The organism is Streptomyces sp. NPDC044002 (assembly GCF_056434525.1).
The window spans coordinates 16239-27813 of sequence record NZ_JBWKEZ010000090.1 but is presented as its reverse complement, the minus strand read 5'-3'; the positions used below and the strand labels follow the sequence as shown (position 1 = coordinate 27813).

General features: G+C 72.1%; 12 protein-coding genes. 6 read left to right on the top strand and 6 right to left on the bottom strand.

What is annotated here, in order from left to right; genetic code table 11:
- Positions 1-218: 218 nt before the first annotated feature.
- Positions 219-584 carry an STAS domain-containing protein gene (locus tag AC07A6_RS37730; RefSeq protein WP_478780142.1) on the top strand — a complete coding sequence of 122 codons (366 nt, stop codon included), beginning with the start codon at positions 219-221 and terminating at the stop codon, positions 582-584.
- Here the strand turns inward: AC07A6_RS37730 and AC07A6_RS37725 are convergent.
- The 3 genes from AC07A6_RS37725 to AC07A6_RS37715 all read right to left on the bottom strand — a co-directional run bounded on the left by AC07A6_RS37725 (position 483) and on the right by AC07A6_RS37715 (position 4006).
- Entirely contained in the window at positions 483-1481 is a 999-nt protein-coding gene (locus tag AC07A6_RS37725) for a sigma-70 family RNA polymerase sigma factor (RefSeq protein WP_362470053.1), read from the bottom strand. The two genes, AC07A6_RS37730 and AC07A6_RS37725, sit on opposite strands and share 102 nt — an antisense overlap.
- Before the next feature lie 82 nt (positions 1482-1563).
- Positions 1564-2271: a L,D-transpeptidase family protein gene (locus AC07A6_RS37720; RefSeq protein ID WP_362470050.1), complete on the bottom strand. Its 708-nt coding sequence runs from the start codon at positions 2269-2271 to the stop codon at positions 1564-1566.
- Between the two features lie 454 nt (positions 2272-2725).
- On the bottom strand, positions 2726-4006 hold the full coding sequence (locus AC07A6_RS37715) for an MFS transporter (protein WP_478780141.1): 1281 nt from the start codon (positions 4004-4006) through the stop codon (positions 2726-2728).
- Between the two features lie 99 nt (positions 4007-4105).
- Here AC07A6_RS37715 and AC07A6_RS37710 point away from each other — a divergent pair, with 99 nt between their 5' ends.
- Together AC07A6_RS37710 and AC07A6_RS37705 are read left to right on the top strand one after the other, a co-directional pair.
- A complete protein-coding gene (locus AC07A6_RS37710) occupies positions 4106-5044 on the top strand; it encodes a LysR family transcriptional regulator (protein WP_362470044.1) in 939 nt (312 codons plus the stop codon).
- A 127-nt stretch (positions 5045-5171) separates the two neighbouring features.
- Positions 5172-5969: a hypothetical protein gene (locus AC07A6_RS37705; protein WP_478780140.1), complete on the top strand. Its 798-nt coding sequence runs from the start codon at positions 5172-5174 to the stop codon at positions 5967-5969.
- A gap of 5 nt (positions 5970-5974) precedes the next feature.
- Here AC07A6_RS37705 and AC07A6_RS37700 read toward each other — a convergent pair whose 3' ends face one another.
- Both AC07A6_RS37700 and AC07A6_RS37695 read right to left on the bottom strand, forming a co-directional pair.
- Complete coding sequence (locus AC07A6_RS37700) at positions 5975-7066, bottom strand: helix-turn-helix transcriptional regulator (protein ID WP_478780139.1); 1092 nt, start codon at positions 7064-7066, stop codon at positions 5975-5977.
- A gap of 206 nt (positions 7067-7272) precedes the next feature.
- Positions 7273-7638, bottom strand: a complete 366-nt coding sequence (locus AC07A6_RS37695; protein ID WP_362470034.1) for a cupin domain-containing protein — start codon at positions 7636-7638, stop codon at positions 7273-7275.
- Positions 7639-7855: 217 nt separating this feature from the next.
- On the opposite strand from AC07A6_RS37695, the gene AC07A6_RS37690 reads away from it, so the two are divergent.
- Entirely contained in the window at positions 7856-9061 is a 1206-nt protein-coding gene (locus AC07A6_RS37690; protein ID WP_478780138.1) for an RNA-guided endonuclease InsQ/TnpB family protein, read from the top strand.
- A 93-nt stretch (positions 9062-9154) separates the two neighbouring features.
- Here the strand turns inward: AC07A6_RS37690 and AC07A6_RS37685 are convergent, their stop codons facing one another.
- On the bottom strand, positions 9155-9874 hold the full coding sequence (locus AC07A6_RS37685) for an alpha/beta hydrolase (protein ID WP_478780137.1): 720 nt from the start codon (positions 9872-9874) through the stop codon (positions 9155-9157).
- 113 nt (positions 9875-9987) lie between these two features.
- Between AC07A6_RS37685 and AC07A6_RS37680 the strand changes: the two genes are divergently transcribed.
- Both AC07A6_RS37680 and AC07A6_RS37675 read left to right on the top strand, forming a co-directional pair.
- Positions 9988-11136, top strand: a complete 1149-nt coding sequence (locus tag AC07A6_RS37680) for an adenosine deaminase (protein WP_362470025.1) — start codon at positions 9988-9990, stop codon at positions 11134-11136.
- Between the two features lie 139 nt (positions 11137-11275).
- Positions 11276-11545, top strand: a complete 270-nt coding sequence (locus AC07A6_RS37675) for a hypothetical protein (protein ID WP_385767895.1) — start codon at positions 11276-11278, stop codon at positions 11543-11545.
- Positions 11546-11575 lie beyond the last annotated feature (30 nt).

Below are 11575 nucleotides of genomic sequence, written 5' to 3'. Positions count from 1 at the left end.
CCCCGCCGGCGTTTGAGGCGCGGGGGTCTGGGGGCGGAGCCCCCAGGGGGTCCGGGGCGCAGCCCCGGGGAACGGGCGAAGGGCGGGGCGGGGAGCAGCCCGCGCAGCGGCACCCCCGCCCCACCGCACCGGCCCCGCGCAGGCGCACCTGCGTCCGCGCAGCGGCACCGCACCGGCCCCCGCTCCAGGCCCGCGCGGCAGCGCAACGGCCCCCACCGATGAGTTCCGCGGCAGCGGACGGTCATCCCCGCGTGGAGAGAACCCTGGCCCTGGAAGGGCCCCAGCCCGACGTCCCCGCCCTCTGCGCCCGCCTCCGCGAGCTCTGCCGGGACGGCCCGGGCCGACCGGTGACCTGCGACGCGCGGGCCGCCGAGCCGCCCACCCTCACCACCGTCGACGCCCTCGCCCGCCTGGCCCTCACGGCCAAACGCCACGGCGCCCCCTTCACCGTGACCGGCACGCCCCCCGCGCTCCGCGCCCTGCTACACCTCGTCGGACTCGGAGAGCTCCTCCGGCAGCCCGAACAGCGGGAACCACCGAGCCGTGTCCAGGAACGCGTTCAGCCCCACGATCCGCCCCTCTGACACCTCCAGCACCTGGAGCGCCCACGGCACGTGCCCGGGCAGGCCGTCCTCCCGCGGACGGTACTGCCCGAAGGCCGGGAGCCCGTTCGCCGTGGTCGGGACCAGCCGCGAGCCCTTGCAGCCGATGCCCTGCTCCAAGTGCCACGCGGCGATGTCCGCAGGCCCCCGCAGCCACAGGTCGAACGGCGGCATCGACAGCACCGCGTCCTCGTGCAGCAGCTCGGTGAGCCGCGAGATGTCGTACGCCTCGAAGGCCGACAGGTACTGCTCCAGCAGCTTCGACTGCTCCGCGTCCAGCGGGTCCTTCGGCTCGCTCGGCCGCAGCGCCTGCCCCGACAGCGTCGCCCGCGCCCGCTGGAGCGCGCTGTTCACCGACGCCACCGAGGTCTCCAGGAGCTGCGCGACCTCGTCCGCCTTCCAGGCCAGCACCTCCCGCAGGATCAGCACGGCCCGCTGCTTCGCCGGCAGGTGCTGGAGCGCCGCCACGAAGGCCAGCCGTACGGACTCCTTCGCCAGCGCCAGCTCCGCCGGGTCGGCGGTCTGCGGCAGCACCCGCCCGTCCGGCACCGGCTCCAGCCAGGTCACCTCGGGCCGCTCGTTCAGCACGGCGGAGGCCTGGTGCTGCGGCGCGGACAGGTCCATCGGCCGGGCCCGCTTGTTCCCGGCCTTCAGCAGGTCCAGGCACACGTTGGTGGCGATCCGGTACAGCCACGACCGCAGCGACGACCGCCCCTCGAACTTCTCGTGGGCCCGCCAGGCCCGGACGTACGTGTCCTGCACCGCGTCCTCGGCGTCGAAGGACGAGCCGAGCATCCGGTAGCAGTAGCCGGTCAGCTCGACGCGGTAGCGGTCCATCGCCGCGTCGAGTTCCGGTGACGTGATGGCAAGGTCGCTCATGGCCGTCGTCCCCCAGGTGGTTTCCGTCCCTTCGGAAACTACCCGAGGGGTCCGACAACGGCAGCCGGAGCGGAGGAAACCGTCAGGTCCCGGGCTTGCGCCCGTACACGAAGACGTCCTCCCCATTGGTCAGCATGCTCCAGTAGGCCTTCGCGTCCGTCGTCGTCATGTTCACGCAGCCGCCCGAACCCGGCGGGTTCCACATGCTCTTGGTGACCGAGTGGAAGGCGATGCCCCCGTCGAAGAACTGCGAGTAGGGCATGGAGACGTTGTAGATCGTCGACCAGTGGTTGATGGACCGGTAGTAGATCTTCTTCAGGCCCGTCCGCGTCGGCGTCTCCGCCTTACCGGTGCGCACCGGCACCGGACCGTACTTCAGCGTCGCCCCGTCCTGGATCCAGCTGAGCTGCCGGGTCAGGTCCACGCACGCGATCCGCCCCAGGTTGACGGGGCACTTCCCCTCGGCGTTCGGCGTCTTGCCCGCCGCCCGCTGCGCCAGCATCGTGCTCATCGTCTGCCAGGTCAGCGGCCCGGCGTACCCCATGGTCGGGGTGATCCCGTGGGTGGCCTGGAACGACTGGATCGCCGTGCAGTCGGCCGCCGACTGCACCCCGTCCACCGGCCGCCCGAGGAACTGCTCGACCTGCCGCTGGTAGGGCCCGGTGGTCACGTTGCAGGCGGCGGCCTGAGCCGGACCGCCCCCCACGACCACCAGGGGCGCCGCCAGCGCCAGAGCCCCGCCGAACACCACCGCAGCCCGCCGCCGCGCGCGCACGCGTATCGCCGCCATCCGGTCCTCCCCTGCCTCGCCCGCACCCCTCGCCCTGGGGCGTCAGTGCCCTCAACGCTGAGAGGCGTTCCGTAGTTGCTTGGCCTGTGGGTCATGATGGTAGGTTGGCCAAGTCCCTTGCGGATAGGGCGAGAAGACGCCCTGTGGGAGTCAACCGCATGGCGGTCCGACCTCCGGTCTCCCGGAGCGGTCCGCGCGGCAGCACGGGCTTCGGGCTGTGCCCCTGCTCCCCGAATGCCGGATCAGCGCCCTGCGCGACCCCGGATGAGACGCCCGCTCGCGGGTGACCACGCCGGAAAGCCCAGGTCACGCCCCGGCTGCAGTCCGCGCTCGCCCTTCTGGCGAATCACGGATCAAGTCTTAGAGCGAGTTGCGTACGCCGGACAGTTCTCGGGCTGACTTGTCCCGAGTGGAACCGTCCGCCGTGCGGTCCGGCCGCCTGGCGGCGGCAGCGTCAGCGCGCTGCCGCGGCCGGGGCGAGCATCCGGCGCCGTTCGGCACGGGCCGCGTGGGACCCGTACAGGGTGACCGAGACGACGCCCAGCACCGCCAGCAGCGCGATCCCGACCGTGGCCGCCCACCCCGAGGCGTGGTACGCCAGCGCGCCCAGGGTGCCGCCCGCGCTGGAACCGAGGTAGTACGCGGACTGGTACAGCGCCGAGGCCTGCGCCCGGCCCGTCTTCGCCGTCCGGCTCACCGCCGCCGACGCCACCGCGTGCCCCGCGAAGAACCCGGCCGTGATCAGCACCAGCCCCGGCAGGATCAGCCACAGCGAGTCGCCGAGCGACAGCAGCAGCCCCAGCGCGGTCGTGGTCACCGCCAGGTACAGCGCCCCGCGCCGGCCCGCACGGGCCACCAGCTGCCCGGCCGCCGCCGAGGAGACCGTGCCCACCAGGTAGATCAGGAAGATCGACCCGACCACGCCCTGGCCCAGCGAGAACGGCGCCTCCACCAGCCGGTACCCGATGACCGTGTACACGGCCCCGAACACCGTCATGAACAGCGCGCCGATCCCGTACAGCCGCAGCAGCAGCGGATCCCGCAGGTGCCCGGCGACCGTACGCCCCACCGCGCGCGGGTTCAGCGACGCCGGCCGGAAGAACCGCGCCCGGGGCAGCAGCACCAGGAAGGCCACCGCGCACACCAGCGCCATCACGCCGACGGCCAGCAGCCCGCCGCGCCAGCCCCACAGCTGCGCACCCCAGCCGGTGACGATGCGGCCGCTCATGCCGCCGATGGAGTTGCCCGCCACGAACAGGCCGATCGCCCCGACCAGCGCCTTCGGCCTGACCTCCTCCGCCAGGTAGGCCATCGCGGAGGCGGGGATGCCCGCGATCGCCGCGCCCTGCACCGCGCGCAGCGCCACCAGCCACTCCAGGCTCGGCGCGAACGGCACCAGCAGGCCGACGCCGACGGCGACCACCATCGAGCAGGTCATCATCCGGGTCCGGCCGAACCGCTCGGACAGCGCGCTCAGCGGCAGGACGAACAGGGCGAGCGCGCCGGTGGCCGCGGACACCGTCCAGCTGGCCTGACCGGCCGTCACGCCGAAACCGGCGGAGACCGCGGGCAGCAGGGCCTGGGTGGAGTAGAGGAGGGCGAAGGTCGCCAGTCCGGCGGCGAAGAGCGCGAGGCTCATCCGGCGGTAGCCGGGGCGGCCGGGGGAGTGGGGCTCGGGGGACGACGGGGTGGAGGCACCCGTGATGACGGGCGCCCCGGTATGAGCGGGAGGCATACCTCGAACCTACGCCCACCCTTTTTCATGCGTCCAATGCACAAACAGCGGATAATCAATCCACTCACGCATCACCCCAGCCCAGGGCCTCGGATATCAATGAACCGTTACGAAGAAGACATGGCTGTGACACAAGGCCTGGCCCCGCGCCTGGCCCAGTTCGTCGCGGTCGCCCGCCACGAGCACGTCACCCGCGCCGCCCACGAGCTGGGCGTGCCGCAGTCCACCCTGTCCCGGGCGATGGTCCGCCTCGAACAGGACCTGGGCGTCTCGCTGTTCGCCCGCAAGGGCCGCACCGTCGCCCTCACCACGGCGGGCCGCACCTTCCTCGCCTCCGCCGAACAGGCCCTCGAAGGGATCGCCCGCGCCGCCGGGTCCGTCCAGCAGGACGCCGACCCGCACTTCGGCAAGGTCGCGTTCGGCTTCCTGCACACCCTGGGCCCCGAGACGGTGCCCGCCCTGATCCGCGCCTTCCGCGCCGACCACCCCCGGGTCCGCTTCGCCCTGGTCCAGAACTACGGCGAGGCCATGCTGGAGAAGCTCCGCGCCGGGGAACTGGACCTCTGCCTGACCTCACCCGTCCCCGACGCCCCCGACCTGGTCGCCCGCCGCCTCGACGAACAGCGGCTGCGCCTGGTGGTCCCGGACGACCACCGCCTCGCGGGCCGCAAGCGCATCCGCCTCGCAGAGGCCGCCGAGGAAACCTTCGTCACCCTGGAGCCCGGCTACGGGCTGCGCCGCATCACCGACAACCTGTGCGCGGAGGCCGGGTTCACCCCGAAGGTCGCCTTCGAGGGAGAGGAGGCGGAAACCCTGCGCGGCCTGGTGGCGGCGGGCCTGGGCGTGGCCCTCCTCCCGCCGCCGCCCGTCCCCCGCCCGGGAGTGGTCGAGCTGACGGTGACGGCGCCGCGCGCGGCCCGCGAGATCGGCGTGGCCTGGCTGGACGGCCACCCGGACACCCCGCCGGTCGCGGCCTTCAAACGCTTCCTCCTCTCCCGCCGAGGCCGCCTCATCCCGGAACTGGAGCCGCCGGCCTAGCCCACCCCGGTGGTCGTCGTCGGGCGTTCGTGGGACCGGCACGGAGTTCCGGTTGCCCCCGCCGCGGGCGCGGGACGGATGTCCCGCGCCGGGAGGTCCGGCGGCCCGACGGACAGGAGTGACAGCCATGCCCATCCCCAGACGACGAACACCTCGGTCCGGGTGGCGCCGGTCGGCCCCGGCCCTGACCGTGGCGTTCACGACGGCCGCTGCCGCGCTGGCCTCGGCGGCCCCCGCCTCGGCGGCCACCACCATCGTGAACTGCCCCTTCCAGAACCTCCAGAGCGCGATCAACAACGCCGCGGCCGGCGACACCCTGCTGGTCCGGGGCACCTGCACCGGCAACTTCACGATCGGCAAGAGCCTCACCCTCGCCGGCTCCTCCGGCGCCACGCTGAACGGCAACAACGCGGGCCGGACCCTGCTCGTCAACGGCCCGACGACGGTCCGCGTCACGCTCACCGGCCTGACCCTCACCGGCGGCGCGGGCGTCGACATCGGCGGCGGTCTGTTCAACAACGGCGCCACGGTGACGCTCCGCAGCAGCACCGTGCGCAACAACACCTCCACGGAGGAGGGCGGCGGCATCGGCAGCCTCGGCACCACCACCCTGGACGGCAGCACGGTCCGCAACAACACCAGCAAGTTCGGCGGCGGCATCGCCAACGGCCCGGGCGTGCTGACGGTGTTCTGGAGCACGGTCCGCGACAACACCGCCACCCAGTGGGGCGGCGGCATGGTCGTCGCCGGACAGGCGCGGGTGGTCGGCTCGACGATCACGGCGAACACCGCCCAGGGCGGCCCCTTGTCGGGCGGCGGCATCTACAACTTCAGCAACCTGACCCTCCTCGGCAACTCCATCACCGCCAACACCCCGAACAACTGCTCCTCGACCACCCCCCTCCCCGGCTGCACCACCGTCTGACGCACCTAGGCGCTCCCGCCCGCTCCTGGGCTCGGATCCGGCAGTCCGGCCTTGTTCGCGGCGGACAGCAAGTACCCGGCCTGGAAGCGGGACTTGGCGCCGATCGCCCGCATGATCCCGGCGATGTGGCGTTGGCAGGTGCGTTCGGACATGCCGAGGCGGCGGGCGATGACCTTGTCCTCCAGGCCGTCGGCGAGGAGCCGGACGATGGTCTGGCGGAGTTCGTCCGAGAGGGACTTGGAGGCTTCCGGGGTCACCGTGGTGGGGAACGGGCGGGCGCCGAGCCAGGAGCGTTCGAAGGCGGCCGTCATGAAGTGGACGACGCTGGGTTCGCGGACCACCAGGGCGGCTCCCTGGCGGTCCGGGACGGCCATGAGTCCGGTGTGGGCGTCGAAGATCAGCATGCGCATGAGGCCGTCGCCGAGGGTGCGTACCTGGGCGCCGAGCGCGGTGATCCGCTCGACGTAGGCGGCGGTGGGGCGGGAGTAGCGGGCGGTGTGCTGGTAGATGGTCCGCATGCGGACGCCGCGTGCCAGCAGGGACTCGTCCCGTCCGACCGCTTCCTCCAGGGTTTCCTGGGGCCGGCCGCCGCCCGGCTGGGAGGTCAGCAGTTCCCGTTCGCAGCCGGCGACCAGCTCGGTGATCAGCCCGCGCACCGCTCCGAGGTCGGTGACCAGTTCCAGCCGTCCCGACCCGCTCAGGTCCCGGTGCGCGGCTCCCGCCTCGTACGCGGGTACCAGTGCCTCCAGCCGCCCGCGCAGCCGGTCCATCTCGTCGTGCGTCTCCCGTACGAGCAGCGCCAGCGGGGCCAGCGCCCGGGCCGCCGCCGCGCGGGGCGCGACCGCGCACCAGCGTTCGGGGCCGTCGCCGTCGGGGACCCGCTGGAGCAGGTGCGCGGCGCCCAGCTCGGTGACGGCCGCGCCCGCGCGGGCCCCGAGGGCGGTGGTGGCCTCGGCGACGGTGAAGGCGTGCCGGTCGACGGCGTACGCGTACAGGCGCCGGGCCGTCGGGCTCAGGTCTCCGGGGTCTTCGGGGTCTTCGGATCCGGCATCGGCATCGAAGGCGGCATCGGAAGCGGCATCGGCTGGGGCTGGCATATGCACATTCGTCCCTGCCTGTGCCCCTTCGTAAACCCCTCAGGTTCCCGCAAGGCGACAAGTCGACGCCCGAATGACGGCTTCCGGCATATGCCGAACCGGCACAGTGGACCCACGACGCGCGGCCGCGCCGCCCGGGGCCATCCGACCGAGAGGGGACGGAACGGCAGGCCCCGGCGTTCCGGCGCGGCCCGTGGCGGACCCGTTCAGGCCGGCTTCGCGTAGTTGCCGAAGCCCGTCCAGTCCACCGCCACGCACGGCTCGTCGCCGAGCACCCACGCGTCGTGCCCCGGGGCGACCTGCATGAAGTCTCCCGGCCCGTACTCGGCGCCCTCGCCGTCGTCCATCACGACCTGCATGCGGCCGCTGACCACGTACCCCGTGTGCGCGGACTGGCAGCTGTCCGTGCCCGCCAGCGGCTTGATGTGCTCCGACCACTTCCAGCCCGGCTCGAAGACCGCGCGCCCGACCGGCCCGCCGTCCGTCTGGATCAGGTCCAGCCTGCCCTTGCCGTCGGCGAACGGCCGCGTCTCGTCCGCGCTGTCGAAGTTCCTGCGCACCATTCCGGCCATGGCGGACCGCCTCCCGGAGAGCACCCCGAGCCGACCCCGAGTCCACCCTTCATCTTACTTCTCCCAGGATCCCCCGGCCATCAGGCCGGGGTGGGGCCACCTCCCGCTCGCGGGGGAGGGTCCCTGGACCGGAGGCGCGGAGCGCCGGAGTCCTGTGCGCATCTGTTCTGACCTGCACTCTCTTCCGTTGTCAGTGGGGGCTGTTACGTTCTGGGACATGTCGACGACAGCGATGGCCGAGCAGGGGTCCGGGTATGCCCGGTACACCTTCCGGCTGCGTGTGTCGTCCACGGCGCTCGCCCGGCTGGATGCCGAGTGGGCGCGGTGCCGGTGGGTGTGGAACGAGTGCGTGGCGATGTCCCGCAAAGTCCACCGGCACAACCGGGCCACGGGCGAGACCAGGACGTGTGGTTCGGCGCAGCTCGACAGACTGCTGACCGGAGCCCGGCAATCAATGGCGTGGCTGCGGGAAGGCGCTTCGGTGCCGCAGCAGCAGATCATCCGGGACTTCGCCAAGTCCCGCGCCAAAGCCCTGAAGGACATCACAGCGAAGCTGCCGATGCGGCAGCGGGCCGGGATGCCCCGGATCAAGCGCAAGCGCGGGGCCGCCCCGTCCCTGAACTACACCCAGCGCGGGTTCCGGATCAAGGACGGCCGTCTGCACCTGGCCGGCAGGATCGAGCTGAGCGTGGTGTGGTCCCGCAGGCTTCCGTCCGCCCCGTCGTCGGTTCGGGTGTACCGGGACAGTCTCGGCCACTGGTACGCATCGTTCGTCGCGCTGGCGCCAGCCGAGCCGCTGCCCGCGACCGGCCGGGCGATCGGCGTGGACTGGGGTGTCAAAGAGACCGCGACCACCACATCTGATGCCCACGACCTCCCGCACGCCCAGCACGGGAAGGCCGCCGGGCAGAAGCTCGCCCGCTACCAGCGGATGATGGCCAGGCGTGCCACGCCGAAGAACCGGCCCGACACCGCCGGCTATCGCAAGGCTCGACGCCAAGCCGCGAAGGCGGCGAAGAAGACCGCCCGGCAGCGGCAGGACACCGGCCGCAAATGGGCCAAGACCGTCGTCCGCGACTTCGACCAGCTCGCCGTGGAGGACTTCCGCCCGAAGTTCCTCGCGAAGACCAACATGGCCCGCAAGGCCGCCGACGCCGCGATCGGCGCAGTGAAGGCCGCCCTGATCGAGCAGGCCCGCAAGCACGGCCGTGCCGTGCACCTTGTCCACCCCGCGCATACCACCATGGACTGCGCACGGTGCGGAGCGAGAACCAAGCACGCACTACCTCTTTCCGAGAGAACGTACACGTGCACCGCATGCGGAGCCGTCTCGCCCAGGGACAAGAACTCCGCCCGCGTGATGCTCGTCCGGGCTGGTCTCAACCCGGCTGGTGCCGATCTTGTAAGACCTGCCCGCTGCTAGGTGCCAGGCGAAGTGAGCCAGGAATCCCCTCCCTTGACCAACGTAGTCCTTGAGGGAGGGGAGGTTTCAATCTACGCCCGACCCCACTCCCGTTCAGCCCCGCAGCGACCGCCCGAAACCCGAGGCCAGCGGCATCCGCAGGCCCAGCGGCGGCGGCGCCGCCAGCGCGTCCACGACCGGCCGCGACCACCGGCCCGAGAGCATCGCGCCGAGTACGAAGTCCACCGCCACCGCCACCACTTCCGAGCGGTGCTCCCGCAGCCCGTGGCCGTCCGAGTGCACCTCGAACCGGCAAGTAGAACGATTCGCCTTCTTCGCGCGGGCCGCCAGCCGGAAGGAGGACTCCGGGTCGCTGCGCGCGTCGTTCGTGCCGTGCACGATCAGCACCTGCCGCCCCGCGAGCTGTTTCACCGGTTCAGGGGAGCCCGCCTCCGTGCCCTCCGTTAAGCAAGGGGCCATCGCCACCACCGAGTTGACGGCCCCGTGCCCCGCCGCCAGCAGCGCCGCCCGGCCGCCCGCGCCGAAGCCGGCCAGGCACACCGGGACGTCCCCGTACAGCCTGACCACCTCGTCCGCCGCCCACTCGGCGGCCTCCTCCCGGGGCCCGGCCCCGTGCGCCACCGCGTGCGCCACCAGCCCCTGCGCCCCGCCCGCCCGGGCCAGCGCCCGCGCGAGCGGACGTACCGGACCGGGGGCGAATCTGGACGCCCCGGGAAGCAGGAGCACCACACCACTGACCGTCGAGACCGAGCCGTTCGCGCCGGCCGCCCGCCCCAGGCGGGCCCCGCGCGCCGGCGGCGCATGCTGTGCCATGGCGGAACAGTCTCAGACTGACAGGTGTACGCCACCCGTCCGTACGGTCTCTGTTACATATCGACCCCGGCGCCCGACGCGCTGCTCTACGCGCGTAGGAGTAGAGTGCCGGGATGACGAGCGAGACCCCCAACCTGCCCACCCCGGACCAGATCCGCCGCTCCCCGAAGGTGCTGCTGCACGACCACCTCGACGGTGGCCTGCGCCCCGGGACCATCATCGAGCTGGCGGCAGAGGTCGGCTACGACAAGCTGCCCGAGACCGACGCCGACAAGCTGGGCGTCTGGTTCCGTGACGCCGCCGACTCCGGATCCCTCCCGCGCTACCTGGAGACGTTCGCGCACACCTGCGCCGTCATGCAGACGAAGGAGGCCCTCTTCCGGGTCGCCGCCGAGTGCGCCGAGGACCTGGCCGAGGACGGCGTCGTGTACGCCGAGATCCGCTACGCCCCCGAGCAGCACCTCGAAGCCGGCCTGACCCTCGAAGAGGTCGTCGAGGCCGTGAACGACGGCTTCCGCGAGGGCGAGCGCCGCGCCAAGGCCAACGGCCACCGCATCCGCGTCGGCGCCCTGCTGACCGCCATGCGCCACGCGGCCCGCGCGCTGGAGATCGCCGAGCTGGCCAACCGCTACCGCGACAACGGCGTGGTCGGCTTCGACATCGCCGGCGCCGAGGCGGGGTTCCCTCCCACCCGCCACCTCGACGCCTTCGAGTACCTCAAGCGCGAGAACAACCACTTCACCATCCACGCGGGCGAGGCCTTCGGCCTCCCGTCGATCTGGCAGGCCCTGCAGTGGTGCGGTGCCGACCGCCTCGGCCACGGCGTGAAGATCATCGACGACATCGAGGTCGCCGAGGACGGTTCCGTGAAGCTGGGCCGCCTGGCCTCGTACGTCCGGGACAAGCGCATCCCCCTGGAGATGTGCCCGACCTCGAACCTGCAGACCGCCGCGGCCGCCTCGTACGCCGAGCACCCGATCGGCCTGCTGCGCAAGCTGCACTTCCGGCTGACGGTCAACACCGACAACCGCCTGATGAGCGGCACCAGCATGAGCCGCGAGTTCGAGCACCTGGTCGACACCTTCGGCTACTCGCTCGACGACATGCAGTGGTTCACCGTCAATGCGATGAAGTCCGCGTTCATTCCTTTCGATGAACGACTCGCGATGATCAACGACGTGATCAAGCCGGGCTATGCGGAGCTGAAGTCCGAATGGCTGTTCCGGCAGACCGCTTCCACCAGCGGAACTGTCTCGGCCTAGGCCACGGGCCGACCCGCGGAAAGCGTCCGGGAGATTCAACTCCCGGACGCTTTCTCGTATTTAAGGATGTTTGCGGGACGGGGTTTGAAGTGGCTAGTTTGCGGAGCCGCTCAGTTCCCCGTCGCAAGGACGATTTTTCATGAAGCAGTCTGCTGCCAAGTCCCTCGGTGTCGCTGTGATTGGTGCCGCCCTCGCCGCGGGCGCCGCCGGCACCGCCTCCGCCTCCGGGCTCCCCGCCGCCAGCCTGACGGACACCCTCGGCTCCCTGACCAGCGCCACCAGCTCTCTCACCGACCAGACGCAGCAGGGTGCGCAGGAGGGCGAGGCCTCCGACGCCGCCGCCCCGGCCAACCAGCTCCTCGGCGGCCTGTCCACGGTGGCCGCTCCCCTCGGCGCCCTCGGCGGCTGACGAGCCTCGGAAATCGCACGCATGCGCACG

Coding starts and splice junctions, on each gene's coding strand:
- AC07A6_RS37730 (WP_478780142.1), top strand. CDS start 219: ATGAGTTCCGCGGCAGCGGACGGTCATCCCCGCGTGGAGAGAACCCTG.
- AC07A6_RS37725 (WP_362470053.1), bottom strand. CDS start 1,481: ATGAGCGACCTTGCCATCACGTCACCGGAACTCGACGCGGCGATGGAC.
- AC07A6_RS37720 (WP_362470050.1), bottom strand. CDS start 2,271: ATGGCGGCGATACGCGTGCGCGCGCGGCGGCGGGCTGCGGTGGTGTTC.
- AC07A6_RS37715 (WP_478780141.1), bottom strand. CDS start 4,006: ATGCCTCCCGCTCATACCGGGGCGCCCGTCATCACGGGTGCCTCCACC.
- AC07A6_RS37710 (WP_362470044.1), top strand. CDS start 4,106: ATGAACCGTTACGAAGAAGACATGGCTGTGACACAAGGCCTGGCCCCG.
- AC07A6_RS37705 (WP_478780140.1), top strand. CDS start 5,172: ATGCCCATCCCCAGACGACGAACACCTCGGTCCGGGTGGCGCCGGTCG.
- AC07A6_RS37700 (WP_478780139.1), bottom strand. CDS start 7,066: ATGCCAGCCCCAGCCGATGCCGCTTCCGATGCCGCCTTCGATGCCGAT.
- AC07A6_RS37695 (WP_362470034.1), bottom strand. CDS start 7,638: ATGGCCGGAATGGTGCGCAGGAACTTCGACAGCGCGGACGAGACGCGG.
- AC07A6_RS37690 (WP_478780138.1), top strand. CDS start 7,856: ATGTCGACGACAGCGATGGCCGAGCAGGGGTCCGGGTATGCCCGGTAC.
- AC07A6_RS37685 (WP_478780137.1), bottom strand. CDS start 9,874: ATGGCACAGCATGCGCCGCCGGCGCGCGGGGCCCGCCTGGGGCGGGCG.
- AC07A6_RS37680 (WP_362470025.1), top strand. CDS start 9,988: ATGACGAGCGAGACCCCCAACCTGCCCACCCCGGACCAGATCCGCCGC.
- AC07A6_RS37675 (WP_385767895.1), top strand. CDS start 11,276: ATGAAGCAGTCTGCTGCCAAGTCCCTCGGTGTCGCTGTGATTGGTGCC.